Raw genomic sequence first — 15,449 nt, forward strand, 5'->3', positions numbered from 1 at the left:
CGGCGGGCCCGTTGGAGGGCGTACGGGTGCGTCACCTCGTGCGTTCCTCGTGTGCAAAGATGCGTTCTTCCTTATAGGATACGGGGCATCGCCGGAGATAGGATACCTCCGAAAGAAAGAATGGACAGCCTTTTTCTGAAAAAATATTGCGTTCTGGAGTTGCACGAGCGCGTCGGCATGGTTTAGAGTTAGTTCTGCACCCGCAAGGGTGTAATTGTTTGCCCCTCTAAAGCCCACTGGCTTAGGAGGCAATGGAGGAGCGAACGAGTGAGAAGCAACTCTCACGCCGAAGCTCAGGCTTCAAAGGGTGGTGGCTCAATTGGTAGAGCAGCGGTCTCCAAAACCGCAGGTTGCAGGTTCGAGTCCTGTCCGCCCTGCTCAAATTGCCTCAATAAACGATTGTACGCCCGCACTCCGGGCGTACTTTTTTAGATACAGAAAGGGGCAGAAGAAATGGCATCGTCTGCTACTGCCACTCAGGCTGCTGAGTCTGGCGCATCCTCAAAGAGCGATGAGAAGCGCGGTTTCTTCGGCCGTATTTTTGCATTCCTTCGCGAAGTTATCGCGGAGTTGAAGAAGGTTACCACTCCCACCGGACGCGAGCTGATTGGTTACTTCCTCGCGGTTCTGCTGTTCGTCGTGGTGATGCTCCTGCTGATTTCCGGCCTGGATTATCTGTTCGGCCAGGGAGCATTCTGGATCTTTGGTAACGGAACGATTCAGCGTAACTAGCTAACCGATACCGAGCGCATCCCCGGTGGGGTGTTGCGCCGAGTATCATAATTTTTCCCGGATTATTGATCGGTGCTGCGTATGCAGCGTAGCCAGATCGTAAGCGATAGAAAGTAGGAGCGACGTGTCCGAGCAGGAACTGGTATCCGAGATTGAAGAGGTCGAGGTAGCCGCTGCTGAGGCTGCCGAAGAGGCCGAAGCTGTCGAGCAGCTGGCCGAGGAGGCTACCGAGGCTGTTGAGGCAGCCGAGGAAGTTGCCGAGGTGGCTGAGGAAGTCGACGCTCTGGAAGAATTCAAGTCGAAGCTACGCCGTCAGGTGGGCGATTGGTACGTGGTGCACACCTACTCGGGTTACGAGAACAAGGTGAAGACCGGTATCGAGACCCGTATCCAGAACCTTGAGGCCGAGGATGAGATCTTCGAGGTCCAGGTTCCCATGGAGACCGTGGTCGAGTTCAAGAACACCGTGAAGAAGACCATCCGCCGCGTGCGCGTTCCCGGCTACGTGCTGGTCCGTATGGAACTGACCGACCACTCGTGGGGCGTTGTGCGCCACACCCCGGGCGTGACCGGCTTCGTGGGCCAGGATGCGTACAACCCGGTTCCGCTGCGCATGGAGGAGGTCTTCGAGATGCTCCTGCCCGTCTTCGAGGAGCAGCAGCAGAGCCAGGGCCTGCCCGTCTCCAAGCCCGTCGTTGAGTCCGACTACACCGTGGGTGAGAACGTCCGCGTGAAGTCCGGCGCATTCGAGGGTATGGACGCCACCGTGTCCGAGATTAAGGCCGAGGCTCAGCAGATTGTCGTGATGATTTCCGTCTTCGGCCGCGACACCCCCGTGACCCTGAGCTTCACCGAGATCGAGAAGATCTAGCGAGGCTGTAGCGCATGAGCGAGCCCGGTACCCGAAAGGGGCCGGGCTCGCTCTGCGTTAACCCGCATCTTTTCATTCCCGCCGCCGGTCGTTCGTTCCGCCGCGCGCCTCCGATATTAGTGAATACCGATGAACACTGGATTAAGCGGCGGATTAACGCTAAAATTTTAGTTTGTGTATGCGCACGTCACGCTTTCGTGCGCGCACGCCGATGGCCGCGCCACGGTCATCACCCTGCCGGCGTACGCTCCTGTGCGTCGGTTCCCAGCTAAGAAAAGGACCCTACATTGGCTCCCAAGAAGAAGGTCACTGGCCTCATTAAGCTGCAGATCCAGGCAGGCGCCGCTAACCCGGCTCCCCCCGTCGGCCCCGCACTGGGCTCGCACGGTGTGAACATCATGGAGTTCTGCAAGGCATACAACGCTGCAACCGAGTCGCAGCGCGGTAACATCATCCCCGTTGAGATTACCGTCTACGAGGATCGCTCCTTCACCTTCATCACCAAGACCCCTCCGGCTGCCCAGCTGATCAAGAAGGCTGCTGGCGTTGCTAAGGGTTCCGCTGTTCCCCACACCACCAAGGTTGGCTCGCTGACCGAGGCTCAGGTGCGCGAGATCGCAGAGACCAAGATGCCCGACCTGAACGCAAACGACCTGGATGCAGCATCCAAGATCATCGCAGGTACCGCTCGTTCCATGGGTATCACCGTCGAGTAATTTCGGTTCGCCGAATAGCCGAGTGATCGGCACCGTAGATTTTTCTACACAGAACTTGTAAATGCCCGTCGAGTGACGGGATGTGGCAGAGCCGAGCGCGGCTCACGAGACCACAACTGCATAAGGAGAAAAGCAGATGGCAAAGCGCAGCAAGGCGTACAAGGCAGCTGTAGCCAAGATTGAAGAGGGTAAGCTCTACACCCCCGCCGAGGCAGTCGCCCTGGCGAAGGAGACCTCTTCCACCAAGACCGACGCAACCGTTGAGGTTGCAATGCGTCTGTCCGTTGACCCCCGTAAGGCAGACCAGATGGTTCGCGGTACCGTGAACCTGCCCCACGGCACCGGTAAGACCGCTCGCGTGGTCGTTATCGCAGCAGGCCCCAAGGCTGCTGAGGCCGAGGCAGCTGGCGCTGACTTCGTTGGCTCCGACGACCTGATCGCAAAGATTGCCGGCGGCTGGACCGACTTCGACGCAGCGGTTGCAACCCCCGACATGATGGGCAAGGTTGGTCGCCTGGGTAAGATCCTGGGTCCCCGTAACCTGATGCCGAACCCCAAGACCGGTACCGTGACCATGGATGTTGCAAAGGCTGTTGCAGACATCAAGGGCGGTAAGATCGACTTCCGTGTTGACCGTAACTCCAACCTGCACTTCATCATCGGTAAGGCTTCCTTCACCGCTGAGCAGCTCGAGGAGAACTTCCAAGCAGCACTGGAAGAGATTAACCGTCTGAAGCCCTCTTCGGCTAAGGGTCGTTACATCTCCAAGGCAACCGTTGCTACCACCTTCGGCCCCGGTATCCCCGTTGATCCGGCTTCCGTTGCTGCCTAAGGTATGCACCTGTAGCGTCTAGCATTCGCTAGTGATCGCCCCTGACGTTTAGGCGTCGGGGGCGATTTTTTGTGCATGATTTTGTCTATGTGAGGATTCAAAACACAGTGTGAAGATTCAAGACATTGCGTGACTGGCGTCAGTTAAAGTGCGTCATGGACTTCCAGTTTTTATAGGCTTAAAACGTAGAATGAACTCCTGGCCGTGATTACCCCGGCACCTCTAAAACCGATGGCGGAGGAAGCCCAAGCGCTTCCTATCCGCTCCCAATCTATGACGAGAGATAGAACCCATGTCTTCTTCCACCCAGAACGCGCAGCTGGCCCGTTGCGGCCTCAGCCTGCCGGTCAACTATTTTGCCGTGGCACTGGGCACCGGGGCCCTGGGTGCGGCCTGGCGTACTGGTGCTTCGAAGGGTATGGCGCCTGACTGGGTGGGTGAGAGCATCCTGGCTTTTAACGCCGTGGTGTGGCTGCTCCTTGTGGGTTTCCTGGTTCACGCGGTGGTGAAGTACCGCGCATGGGTGTGTAGTTTTTGGGAGCATCCGGCGCGTACTTGCTTCTTTTCGCTGATTCCGGCGACGACGGCGCAGGTGGGCGCGGCTCTCTACCCGTATGCGGAGGTTCCGGCTCTCACGCTGGTTGTGCTGGGCGCTGTGGGTCAGTTGTATTTCGCCTCTCATCGTATTGCCGGTACGTGGCGTGGCGGGCATGCACCTGAGGCAACCTCACCGGTGCTGTATCTGCCGACGGTTGCGACAAACTTCGCGACTGCTACGGCGATGGGCTTTGTGGGTTGGCATGATATGGCGATGCTCTTCTTCGGCGCGGGCCTGATTTCGTGGTTTAGCATTGAGGGCGCGATTCTGAGCCGCCTGCGCACCCTGACCCCCTTGCCGCAGGGGGAGCGCGGCATTATTGGTATCCAGATGGCACCGCCTTTTGTGGGTGGTAACGCCTACCTTGCGGCTAACGGTGGCACGGTGGACTGGTTCTTCCTGGTGCTGACCGGTTACGGCATTTTGCAGCTGATTTTCCTGATGCGTCTGCTCCCCTGGGCTCTTGAGGGTGGTTTCTCGATGAGCATGTGGGGTTTCTCGTTCGGTATGGCTTCCATGGCGGCGAGCGGTATTCGCTTGACGGCTGCTGGCTCGCTGGGGTTGGTGGGTCCTGCGCTAACGGTGGCGGGTACGGCTTTCTTGATTTTCCTGTGGGCGGGCACGCTGTACTTGGCTGTGAAGGGACGCCTGTTGGTGCGCCCGAACTAAGGTTCCCGTGTGAGGTGCCGGCGTGAAGTTAGTGCGCTGTTGTATGACGGCGCTTATCTTCTGCGCCTATGCCGCGGGTGGGTTTCGGCGATAATGGGGGAATGACTTCTGCATCCTATTCTTCTGCCGCGGCTGAGCCTTTTGAGGGCCTGCGTATTCGAGGCGTCGCGAAGACCTTTGGCGCCGGTACGACGGTTCTGAATGAGATTGACCTGGATGTGCACCCCGGCGAGTTGATTTCGCTGGTTGGTTCCTCGGGTACCGGTAAGTCAACGCTTCTTCGCATTATTGCCGGCCTGGAGGACCCCACGACGGGTCGGGTGACCTACGGCGGTCAGCCTCTGGAGCGCGGCTCTGTGGGTGTGGTGTTTCAGCGTCCCATTCTGTACCCGCACCTGAGCGTGAAGGATAATATTCTCTTCCCCACGCGTCTGCATGCTTTTTCCGGTGAGGTCGATATTGACTATTACCGCGAGCTGCTGGCAGCCCTGAAGCTTGAGGGCTTGGAGAACCGCAAGCCTTCGCAGCTGTCGGGCGGTCAGGCCCAGCGCGTGGGCATTGCCCGAGCCCTTATCCGTCGTGCTCCCGTGGTTCTTTTTGACGAGCCCTTGGCCAGCGTTGACGAGGAGATGAGCGCGAGCATCCGAGCCGATATTGTGCGCCTGCACGAGCGTTACGGTTTCACCGGCTTGTACGTGACTCACGATCAGAATGAGGCGCTCATGCTGGGTCATCGTGTGGCGGTCATGGACTCCGGCTACCTGGTGCAGGTGGATACCCCGGGTCGTCTTTTGGACTATCCTCACACCCTGCAGGTGGCGAAGCTGCTTTCGGCCCCCGCGCTGAATCTGCTGGATATCGAACCGGAGGATTCCCTGCCCGCCGATTGCCGCCTGGTGATTCGCGCCTCCTCCTTCTACGAACTGGGTGGGGGAGAATCCGAACAATCGCACGGTGTCCTGTCGGCGCAGGTTCTGGGGCAGCGTCACCTGGTGGGCGGTATGCTCTACCGCGCGGCTCTGAGTGAGACCGCAACTTTGCCTGTGGCTTCGGAACAGCTGGGGGCGGACGGTCATCCCGTGGAACCCTCGAATGTTGAAAATGCTGAGTACTCGGTGCGTGTGCCGGCCGGCCAGGAGCTGGAATTCTTCCTCTCTGATGCCGGGGGAATCTCCTACGCAATTGGTAGCGATGTGCAGCTGGGTGTTGCTCCGCAGCGGTGCTTCCTCTTCTCCGGGGGCAAACGCTTCTACCTGGGCGGATAGCTCGAGTTTCGGTGTTGTTTCGACGTCGAGCTGAGGCTGGTAAATCCCGCTGTTGGCGGAGGTTCTGAGCTTTTAAGTGATTAACCCCGCTTAACGGCGGGATTTTCCTGTTTTAACTTGCGGCCTGCCCGAGAACCTGAGATGATAAACGAACCAAAGACCGCCGGTCTAGGACTATGTCCTTTATCACCACTTCGGTGGAGGTTAAGAACAGGGTTCTGATAAGAGCTGATTTCCCTCAAGAAATCGCCGCCCGCGTAGGTGACTCGAAGTGAATAGCCGCAAACCCCTGAGGGTTTCGTCTATCGTGCCTCGTACGCCTGCGCGTCGAGGCATTTTTTATTGCTTGCAATAGTGCTTCGAGGCTCTACCGGCGACCTTACAAGAATCGGAAGAAGGAACTACCATGGCGACTCAGGAAAAGATCGCTGCAGTATCCGAGCTGAAGGAACTCTTCGAAGCTTCGAACGCAGTCATCCTGACCGAATACCGCGGTCTCACTGTTGCACAGCTCAAGGAGCTGCGTCGCGCACTCGGTGCAGAGACCGAATACGCCGTGGTGAAGAACACGCTGGCTGCTATCGCAGCTAAGGAAGTTGGCATCGACGCATTCGAAGGCCACCTCCACGGTCCCTCCGCGCTGGCATTCATCAAGGGCGACCTGATCGATGCTGCCAAGGGCCTGCGTGACTTTGCCAAGGCTAACCCCCAGCTGATCGTGAAGAACGGTTACTACGAAGGTGCCGCTCTGTCCGAGGACGACGTCAAGCGTTACGCTGACCTGGAATCCCGCGAGGTTCTGCTGTCCAAGGTTGCAGGTGGTGCAAAGGCTACCATCGCACGCATCGCACAGGTTGTGGACGCACTGCGCGTCAAGCTGGAGGAGCAGGAAGGCGCAGCTCCCGCTGCTGCCGAGGAGGCTTCGGAGGAGGCATAAGCCCCTTCGTGCTACTGCACCAGCCGCTGAGATACTCAGCAGCGCACAACGCAACAGCGTATGCGCACCCTTAGTTTGACCGACCCCTACGGGGTGGGTACCCAAGATTTACACAGCGGGGCGACCCGCACAGATAGTGAAGGAGCCAAACAATGGCTAAGCTGTCCATCGAAGAACTCATTGCAGCATTCAAGGAACTGTCCCTGGTTGAGGTTTCCGAGTTCGTCAAGGCATTCGAGGAAGAGTTCGACGTCACCGCAGCTGCTCCCGTTGCAGTTGTCGCAGGCGGCGCAGCAGGCGAGGCTGCTGAAGAGAAGTCCGAGTTCGACGTTGTCCTGGAGTCCGCTGGCGACAAGAAGATCGCAGTGATCAAGGAAGTTCGTGCCCTGACCTCCCTCGGCCTGAAGGAAGCAAAGGACCTGGTTGACGGCGCTCCCAAGACCCTGCTCGAGGGCGTTTCCAAGGAAGACGCTGAGAAGGCTAAGGAGCAGCTCGAGGCTGCCGGCGCATCCGTCACCCTCAAGTAATCGACTTCTTCTCGATTCTTACGCGGGCGGTACATCCACTGGATGTGCCGCCCTGCGGCATTTAACGTCCTCTGTGGTGCCTCTCTCCTTGGCCCGGTACGGGGCTCCGGGGTGCCGTATGATGGGATGAGACAACCCAGACATTCTTCCTGACGAAAACGGATAAGACATGAGCGAGCAGAAGAAAAAGAATCAGAAGTCCTCGCCCCGCCCCGCCCGTGACCTGGCGGCAGAGGCACAGCAGATCCTGGATGCTTTTGGTGCCGGAGTTCGCGAAGATCGCGACTACCCCGCCCTGCACCTGGCTCCTCCGGTCGGCCGCCTGAACGACCCGAACGGCCTTGTCTTTGACGGCAAGCGCTACCATGCTTTCTACCAGTACTCGCCCCTGCACCCCGAGCGCATGGTGTACTGGCGTCACGCCGTGAGCGAGGACCTGACCCACTGGACCGATGAGGGCACCGCACTGGTCCCGGACAGCCGCTACGACTCGCACGGTTGCTACTCGGGTTCCGGAATTAAGGTTCCCGGCGGTTTTGAGTTCTTCTACACCGGTAACGTCAAGGACTCCAAGGGCAACCGCGAGACCTACCAGATTCTTGCCACCGCCGGTGAGGACGCCAAACCGACTCGTCAGCTGCCCCCGCTGATTTCCGGCCCCGAGGAGGGCTACACCGCCCACTACCGAGACCCGCACGTGTTCCAGCGTGACGGTCGCTGGTGGATGGTCATCGGCGCTCAGCGTGAGGACCTGACCGGTGCCGTGGTCGTGTACACCTCCGCCGATCGCCGCGAGTGGACCTTCCGCGGTGAGCTGGGCATTAAGGATAAGACCCTCAAGGGCACCTACATGTACGAGTGCCCCTCCCTGCTGAGCATGCGCGATGAGCTGACCGGCGAATTGCGTGACGTGCTGATCTTTAGCCCGCAGGGACTGGAGCCGCTGGGGGAGAAGTACAACAATATCTTCCAGAGCGGTTACATTGTGGGCTCGCTGGATAACAAGACCCTCAAGTTTAAGGTGGAGACCCCCTTCACCGAGCTGGATGCGGGCTTCGAGTTCTACGCCCCGCAAACTATCTCGGGCACCGGTCTGAGCGCCGACCCGGAGGTACCGCACACCGCAAGCGGCGATGCCCCGGTGATGATCGCCTGGCTCGGAAACGCGGATCAGGATGACCTGCCCTCGTGGAGCCACCGCTGGGTGCACATGTTCACCTACCCGCGTGAGCTGCACCTGCGCAACGGTAAGCTCTTCCAGCGTCCGGTTCCGCAGCTGAACGACGCGATGGAGATGAAGCCGCTGTACCGCGAGGAGGAGAAGGGCAAGCTCGTCGAGCTGAAGAACGCCCTGACCTTCCGCCTGCGCGGCCGCGTGAACGTGGCTGATGAACGGGTGAAGATCAAGATTAAGGACACTCACGGCGTGGCCCTGAGCATCGTTCTGGATAAGGACTTTGTGCAGATGGACCGCGGAGGTACCCGCTACACCGAGGGTGGTAGCCTGCGCCGTCGCAGCCTGAAGCGTTCGAAGATTCGTGAGTTCGACCTACTGGTGGACGGCTCGGCAACTGAGCTGTACGTGGGCGGCAAGCTGGCCGCCTCTATGGGTGCAGAGGTTATGACGGCTCGCACCTTCTTCAAGGGGGATAAGCGCCGCGTCCGCCTGACCGGTGGCGAGGTGCTGTCCCTGGAGTACGGCCGCCTTTAGGCCCGCCGTGGCTCGTCCGCGGGTTGAGGCTCGTGCGGACCGAGCGGAAAGTGAACAAATGTGCCGGAGGGCTCACTCTCTTGAGAGGGTGGGCCCTCGCTTTGCGTTATTCTGCGTGATACCATGTCTTACATCCGATATGTCAAACGTATGACATATGCATGACATGCACACACAGACATATCTCACCTCATTCACAAAGCATCATCCGGTGGTGCTCCGAACAAAGGAGAGCGAGCGTGGACCACAAGTCAGTGGCACAGCGCGTGCTGAAGGACGTCGGTGGCGCCGGCAACATCGTTGCAGCCGCGCACTGCGCAACCCGCCTTCGCCTCGTCCTGAAGAACCAGGACAAGGTCGACCAGGCAGCAATCGACAACGACGAGGATCTCAAGGGTAGCTTCCTCAACGCTGGCCAGTTTCAGATTATCGTCGGCCCCGGCGACGTCAACGAGGTGCACAAGCACCTGATTGCCGCTGGCGCACCCGAGGCATCCAAGGATGACCTCAAGAGCATCGCCGCGAAGCAGGGTAACCTTGTCTCCCGCTTCATCAAGACCATTGCCGACATCTTCGTGCCGCTGATCCCGGTGCTGGTCGGTGGCGGTATGCTGATGGCGCTCAATAGCCTCCTGACCTCTAAGGGTATTTTCGGTCCTCAGGCTGTTATTGAACTTTTCCCCGAATGGGCTGACTTTGCAGACATTGTCAACCTGCTCTCCGCCGCTCCCTTCGCCTTCCTGCCCGTGCTGGTCGGCTTCTCCGCCACCAAGGTCTTCGGCGGTAACCCCTACCTCGGTCTGACCATGGGTGCCGCAATGGTCTCCCCCGCCCTGATGAACGGCTACAACGTCGCAGCATCCCTGGCAGGTGCCGAGGGTACCGACCCGATGAAGTACTGGAACCTCTTCGGTCTGCAGGTTCAGCAGGCGGGCTACCAGGGCACCGTGCTGCCCATCATGCTGGTTGCCTTCATCCTCTCCCACATTGAGAAGTTCTTCCACAAGGTCCTCAAGGGCACCATCGACTTCATCTTCACCCCGACCCTCACCATCCTCATTACCGGCTTCCTGACCTTCCTGCTGGTTGGTCCGCCGATGTTCCAGCTGGGTACCTGGCTGGGTGAAGGTATCAACTGGCTTTACACTGTTGCCGGCCCGCTGGGTGGTCTGATTTTCGGTACCTTCTACGCATTCATCGTGATGACCGGTATGCACCAGGCATTCCCGCCCATCGAGATGAGCCTGTGGGCAACCGGTGGTTCCTTCATCTTCGTCGTTGCCTCCATGTCTAACGTGGCTCAGGGTGCTGCCGCAGCCGGTGTCGCACTGACCACCAAGAACAAGAAGATTAAGGGTATTGCTTCGGCAGCCGCACCCTCCGCATTCCTGGGCATTACCGAGCCCGCAATGTTCGGTGTGAACCTGGCTCTGCGCTGGCCCTTCTACATTGCAATCGTTTCCGCGGGTATTGGCTCGATGGTTACCTCTATCCTTGGAATTAAGGCGGGTAAGCTGGGCGCTGCTGGTTACCTTGGCTTCCCCTCGATTGAAGCAACCGTCGGTGCCGGTATCCCGGGCTTCTTGGGCTGCCTCGTCCTGACCACCGTCATCGCTTTCGTTGCCTCCTTCATCTGGGGCAAGAAGGTCGAGTCTGGCAACACTGAGGAAGCTGAGGCTCCTGCCGTTCCCGCAGCTACCGAAGCTTCCACCGAGGCTCCCTCGGTAGCTTCTGCCGAGGCCTCCGGCGAAGGCGTTGAGCTGGGCGCTCACCTGGTGGGTACTGTGGTGCCTCTCGTAGACGTCAAGGACCCCACCTTCTCCTCCGGCGCACTGGGTGCAGGCACCGCAGTGGAGCCCACCGAAGGTAAGCTCTACGCACCGGCTGACGGCAAGATCACCGTCGCCTTCCCCACCGGCCACGCATACGGTCTGCGCACCGAGGACGGCCTGGACCTGCTGATGCACATCGGCATGGACACCGTGGAGCTGGACGGCAAGCACTTCACCCCGAAGGTCGCTAAGGGCGACACCGTCAAGCGCGGCGATGTCATCGCTGAGTTTGATATTCCCGCGATCAAGGCAGCCGGCTACCCGCTGGCCACTCCGCTGGTTATCACGAACTCCAAGAAGCTGGCCGAGTCGGTGCAGGACGCTCAGAATTCCGGCGCGGCTGTGACCAACGCTGACTCCGTGCTGAAGGTTGTTCTGAAGGCTAAGGCTAACGCATAGTCTGTACACAGAGTGAGTAGATAAACTCTCCATTTTTGAACACCCCGTATCTTTTCCTTGAAATGATGCGGGGTGTTCAAATTTTTTATAGGCGGCTAAATAGAAAGGGTGAATAACTATTCATATAAATTATGCATAATGGTGCAATATTTACTGCCGGGAGTCTGTGCATATGCATGTAAAATGTCTTGATTAGGCACGATTTGTTAGCCAGGAGGACGGAATACAGCTAATATTTATGTAGACTTCAAGCTTTCGTAAAGGGTGAATATGTCCTCGGAATCCTATACCGTCCGCACCGCCGAACCTCACGAGTACTCGGAGGTAGTGGAGGTGCTTATCTCGGCTTTTGACGGTGACCCCGCCATGATGGCCATCATCGGTGGCAAAAACCGCCGTAAGGAGATGGAAAAGCTCCGCGCTATTATGACCCTGCAGGTTTACGGTAATTTCAAGGACCGCGGACGAATCGACGTTGCCGTGGATGATTCCTCGGGCAAGATTGTTGGCGTCTGCCTCTGGAATAACCCGGAGTCCCAGGAGGGATCATTCCTCAACGAAATCAAGCAGATTAGTGCCTACTACCGTGGACTGGGGCCGGTTACCCTGGTTCGCGCCATCATGATGGAGCTACACCTGCTCAAGTATCGCCCCTCGTACAAGCACTGGTATCTCTTCAACATTGGCGTGCTGGAGGAGCTACGCGGCCGCGGTATCGGCAGCAAGCTCCTCGACTACGGCACCGCGCGTCTTGAAGGCTACCCGGCCTACCTCGAAGCGTCGACCTACGACAGCGCTCGCCTCTACGAGCGTCGCGGCTTCCTCTCCCTGGGGCCTCTCGGAGGTATCTTCCCGAAGGCTCACGCGGTCGGCATGGTGTACCCCGCAATCGGCCCCGCGGAAGTCGTCGCCCGTGCCGCCGGTCAGGCCTAGCGCGACGGCCCGGTCGTAACTCGGGTACTCAAGAGCCCCACAAGATCCTAAACGTAAAGATTTGCCCCACCGCTCCACGTTTGTGGAGTGGTGGGGCGAATCTTTGGAAGAAAAGCGGGGGAGAGCTACTGCAGCTCGTCCGGCGCCGAGGTGTCCGGCTCCACGAGCGAGAGATCGGGGATGGTTCGCACGGTGGCCCCCAGGTGTAGCTCGATGGGCAGCACATCCCCGGGAAGGTACGCGGAACCCTCGGAAGTCGAATCTGCGGGTGCCGCGGAGGCGGTCGATGCATCCTGTCTTTCGATAAGCTCCAGCAGGCGCTGAACGGCTCGTTGAGCGATTCCCTCGATGGGCTGAATGACGGTTGCGAGTTCCGGCATGAGCAGCTGAACGGTCTGTGTACCGTCGTAGCCGATGACCTGGAAATCCTCGGGAACGCGGATACCTCGCGTGCGCGCCCAGCCCAGGGCCAGCGCGGCGTAGTTATCGTTGGAGGCGAACACTGCATCCACAGGCTCGGCGCTATCGGCTCGCTCGTCCAGGTAGCGGTATAGCATCTCGCGCTTAAGGCCGAGGGAGGGGCGGAAGCCAAGCTCCACAAACTCGGGGGTCAGGCCAGCATCGAGCATTGCTTCGCGGTAACCGCGCTGACGCTCATTGTGCTCGCCCAGGGTTGAGGTTACGTGCACAATTGTCTGGGCGCCCGTGGCGATAAGGTGCTCCGTGGCCGCGTGTGCGCCGCCGTAGTTATCTGAGCGGATGTTGGGGTAAAAACCGGTCTCGCGACGGTCTACCGTCACCAGGGGGGCCTGGGCATGCGGGACGTTCACAAGCGCATCCGAATGGGCGCCGGTTATGATGCCATCCACCTGATTGGCGAAGAGCATATCGAGATAGCGCTTCTCCTGCTCGGGGTGGTCTTCGCTATTGCAGAGAATCACCCTGTACCCGGCATCGGCCAGGTGATTCTCGAGCTGGTACACCATCTCCCCGTAGAAGGGGTTGGCCACGGTGGGGAAGATGAGACCCACCGTCTGGGAGCGCTGACCCTGCAGGCTTCGGGCGATGGCGTTGGGCCGGTAGCCGAGTTGCTGGACGGCCTCGTGCACCTTGGTGCGGGTGGCCTCGCTCAGGTAACCGCGGTTGTTGAGCACTCGGGATACGGTGGTGGGGGAGACGCCCGCCAGTGCGGCAACGTCGCTGAGTTTGGGCTTCGCCACGGGGCTCCTTTGTGGTTGAGACAGGATATGCTAAACGATTGGCATATCTCTATCAACTATACCTTCTGCTGGATGGGAACGCCGATAACACCCACGGTGAAACCAGCCTTCCCACCCCGCATGAAGTGTCCCAGGCTTAGAAGACCGGAATAATGCGCGCGCGTGAACCCGCAGGATGCGCCCCGCCGGTTACCGTGGAATCGTCGAGCACCGCAAAGTGCGTGGCGGCTGCCAGGGAAGATAGCATGTGCGAAGCCGACTTCGGTAGCGGATAGGCAACGCCCTCGGTCACCCGGACGGGCACCAGGCGAGTCGTCACAGCCTTGCGCAACGTGGGAACATCCTCGGCAAGAACGGCCGCGTCTGCTGCGGGCAGGGGCATGGAGCGCAGGCCGGCAAGAAGAGGCGGCAGATAGGAGTAGAGAGCCGTATAGGCGGCCAACGGGTTACCCGGAAGGCCCAGTACGAAACGCTGGTGACCGGCGTTCGGCCCGGTTTCGGGTACCGGCAGGCTTGCGGCCAGGGCCGGGTGGCCCGGACGCACATCCACCGACTCGAAGATATAGGTCGCTCCCAAATCGTTGAGGGCCTTACGCACCATATCCACGCCCGAGGTGCTCGAGCCGCCCGTAAACACCAGGATGCGCGCGGTGGAGGTCGTCAGGAAGGTCGAGAATTCGGACTCGACGTCGGCCAGGCGGGCCGAGGGGCGAACCTCGCATCCGGCCGCGGCGATGGCGTGCTCCACGAAACCTCCGAAAGCGTCGCGCACCTGGCCCGGGTCGGGCAGGCCAAAGGTAATCACCTCGTTACCGGTGAACGCGCAACGCACCGGGATGGGCGCGTAGACGGGCAACTCATCGAAACCGTTCGTGCCCAGAAACGCTGCCATGCGGGAGGAGATGCGCTCGCCGTGGCGAGCCAGGTAATCACCGTGCTGTAGCTCCACGCCGGCGAAACGAATATCGGTTCCGGGGGCGGGCGGTTCAAATCCCTCAGCCATCTCCAGGTAGTGGATGCTGGCTCGGGTATCGGCGGAGGCCAGGGAATCGGCTCCCTCGTAGTTGCTGGTATGCTCCTCGCGCACGATGGCCTCGGTGCCTTCGGGAATCAGACCACCGGTTAGAATCGGGGTGGCCTCGCCCGGGCTAATCGGCACGGTGAGACGGTGAATATTGGCTCGAGAATCCTCCGGGTAGGAAGGCCTCACCAGACGCCAGGGCGGGTTGCCCGCCACAGCGTAGCCGTCCATCGCGGAGGAGCTGTAGTGCGGCACCGGCATCATGGCGTGCACGTCTTCGGATAGGTAATGGTCAATCGTCGCTAAGAGAGGAAGAGCCTCGGCCTTGGTGTCCGGGGCGGCCTGTGTGCCGGCGGCGTGCAACAGCTCGCGCGCCTGATCCCATGAGACGGCGGGAATATGGTGGGACATGGTACCTCGTGTGTGCTGAAGCGGCGCTAGTTGGCCGCTGAAAGTAGATGCCCGTGGTAGCGGGGCGGTCTAGTAGCTAGACCACAGGGAAGTGGTGTACCCCAGTCGCTCCGCTTGCTCCCAGGTATCGACATCGGCGGTGTGCTGGGCGGAGAGCTCAACGCTGACCGGGTTGAGACGGCGCAGGAAGGAACGGACGGAGGCGTTGGTGGTGCCCTCTGAAAACACCGAACGGATGCTCTCATAACGGTAGATACCCACCAGCGGCTGGTAGATGCCCCCAGAAACCCCCCAGAAGCCCTCGGACGCGGGGGAATCCCCCTCATGGCTGAGAGGCCGGGTAGTCGCATCGTTGGCCGCGGCGGTACGCATAAGTCGCTGCACCGCGGGAGCGATGCGCGGGGTATCAACGCCCAGGATGAGGCACCATTTCGGCGTCGGGGTACCTGAGCCCTCGCATTGGGCCGCCACACGTTCTAGGCCTGCGTGAATGGCCGCGGCCGGTCCAGAGAAGGGTGGGTCTTCTCGGGTGAGTAGAACGTCGGAGGGGACGGGCAGGGTATCGGGCCCGACCACAACTCGCGGCGAGGCCTGCCGTACCGCCTGTAAAGCGCAGCCGAGAAGCGTGTTCGTGCCGTCCGAGAGCGAGGCCTTGGGCACATGCCCTAGGCGACTGGACTGCCCGCCGGCCACGACAACCGCGGCGCAGGAGAACTCGGGGTACTCGGGAAGAATCGGGGGAATCGCGGCGGGCGACGGTGAAGAATCGCTCATC

The 15,449-nt window shown here is 60.0% G+C and carries 14 protein-coding genes and 1 tRNA gene; 12 read left to right on the plus strand and 3 right to left on the minus strand.

The window, feature by feature from the left end:
• The first annotated feature begins 304 nt into the window (after window positions 1-304).
• The 12 genes from HMPREF2630_RS04615 to HMPREF2630_RS04670 all read left to right on the plus strand — a co-directional run bounded on the left by HMPREF2630_RS04615 (window position 305) and on the right by HMPREF2630_RS04670 (window position 12,022).
• Window positions 305-377: transfer RNA gene (locus HMPREF2630_RS04615), tRNA-Trp, on the plus strand.
• A gap of 76 nt (window positions 378-453) precedes the next feature.
• Complete coding sequence (gene secE, locus HMPREF2630_RS04620) at window positions 454-732, plus strand: preprotein translocase subunit SecE (protein WP_049331833.1); 279 nt, start codon at window positions 454-456, stop codon at window positions 730-732.
• Between the two features lie 124 nt (window positions 733-856).
• Complete coding sequence (gene nusG / locus HMPREF2630_RS04625) at window positions 857-1,603, plus strand: transcription termination/antitermination protein NusG (RefSeq protein ID WP_049331835.1); 747 nt, start codon at window positions 857-859, stop codon at window positions 1,601-1,603.
• 287 nt (window positions 1,604-1,890) lie between these two features.
• Window positions 1,891-2,319 carry a 50S ribosomal protein L11 gene (gene rplK, locus HMPREF2630_RS04630; RefSeq protein ID WP_049331838.1) on the plus strand — a complete coding sequence of 143 codons (429 nt, stop codon included), beginning with the start codon at window positions 1,891-1,893 and terminating at the stop codon, window positions 2,317-2,319.
• Between the two features lie 136 nt (window positions 2,320-2,455).
• On the plus strand, window positions 2,456-3,151 hold the full coding sequence (gene rplA / locus HMPREF2630_RS04635) for a 50S ribosomal protein L1 (RefSeq protein WP_049331841.1): 696 nt from the start codon (window positions 2,456-2,458) through the stop codon (window positions 3,149-3,151).
• Window positions 3,152-3,443: 292 nt separating this feature from the next.
• The gene (locus HMPREF2630_RS04640) at window positions 3,444-4,418 is read left to right on the plus strand and encodes a TDT family transporter (RefSeq protein WP_070483631.1); all 975 of its coding nucleotides are present in this window, start codon (window positions 3,444-3,446) and stop codon (window positions 4,416-4,418) included.
• 101 nt (window positions 4,419-4,519) lie between these two features.
• A complete protein-coding gene (locus HMPREF2630_RS04645; RefSeq protein WP_070483633.1) occupies window positions 4,520-5,683 on the plus strand; it encodes an ABC transporter ATP-binding protein in 1,164 nt (387 codons plus the stop codon).
• A gap of 406 nt (window positions 5,684-6,089) precedes the next feature.
• Entirely contained in the window at window positions 6,090-6,620 is a 531-nt protein-coding gene (gene rplJ, locus HMPREF2630_RS04650; RefSeq protein ID WP_049331849.1) for a 50S ribosomal protein L10, read from the plus strand.
• A gap of 152 nt (window positions 6,621-6,772) precedes the next feature.
• The gene (gene rplL, locus HMPREF2630_RS04655) at window positions 6,773-7,147 is read left to right on the plus strand and encodes a 50S ribosomal protein L7/L12 (protein WP_049331852.1); all 375 of its coding nucleotides are present in this window, start codon (window positions 6,773-6,775) and stop codon (window positions 7,145-7,147) included.
• Window positions 7,148-7,316: 169 nt separating this feature from the next.
• Window positions 7,317-8,858: a glycoside hydrolase family 32 protein gene (locus tag HMPREF2630_RS04660; RefSeq protein WP_070483635.1), complete on the plus strand. Its 1,542-nt coding sequence runs from the start codon at window positions 7,317-7,319 to the stop codon at window positions 8,856-8,858.
• 239 nt (window positions 8,859-9,097) lie between these two features.
• Window positions 9,098-11,089 carry a PTS sucrose transporter subunit IIABC gene (locus HMPREF2630_RS04665; RefSeq protein WP_049343265.1) on the plus strand — a complete coding sequence of 664 codons (1,992 nt, stop codon included), beginning with the start codon at window positions 9,098-9,100 and terminating at the stop codon, window positions 11,087-11,089.
• A 270-nt stretch (window positions 11,090-11,359) separates the two neighbouring features.
• A complete protein-coding gene (locus HMPREF2630_RS04670) occupies window positions 11,360-12,022 on the plus strand; it encodes a GNAT family N-acetyltransferase (protein WP_049331860.1) in 663 nt (220 codons plus the stop codon).
• A gap of 125 nt (window positions 12,023-12,147) precedes the next feature.
• On the opposite strand, the gene HMPREF2630_RS04675 is transcribed toward HMPREF2630_RS04670, so the two are convergent.
• From HMPREF2630_RS04675 to HMPREF2630_RS04685, 3 genes are all read right to left on the minus strand, one after another.
• Window positions 12,148-13,242, minus strand: coding sequence for a LacI family DNA-binding transcriptional regulator (locus HMPREF2630_RS04675; RefSeq protein WP_070483637.1), 1,095 nt, complete (start codon window positions 13,240-13,242; stop codon window positions 12,148-12,150).
• Between the two features lie 136 nt (window positions 13,243-13,378).
• Window positions 13,379-14,674, minus strand: a complete 1,296-nt coding sequence (locus HMPREF2630_RS04680) for a molybdopterin molybdotransferase MoeA (protein WP_049331865.1) — start codon at window positions 14,672-14,674, stop codon at window positions 13,379-13,381.
• A 69-nt stretch (window positions 14,675-14,743) separates the two neighbouring features.
• Window positions 14,744-15,448 (minus strand): molybdenum cofactor guanylyltransferase, encoded by a 705-nt coding sequence (locus HMPREF2630_RS04685; protein ID WP_070483639.1) that lies wholly within the window; start codon window positions 15,446-15,448, stop codon window positions 14,744-14,746.
• Window position 15,449 lies beyond the last annotated feature (1 nt).

This window comes from Rothia sp. HMSC072B03, from assembly GCF_001809565.1.
Lineage (GTDB): Bacteria > Actinomycetota > Actinomycetes > Actinomycetales > Micrococcaceae > Rothia > Rothia mucilaginosa_A.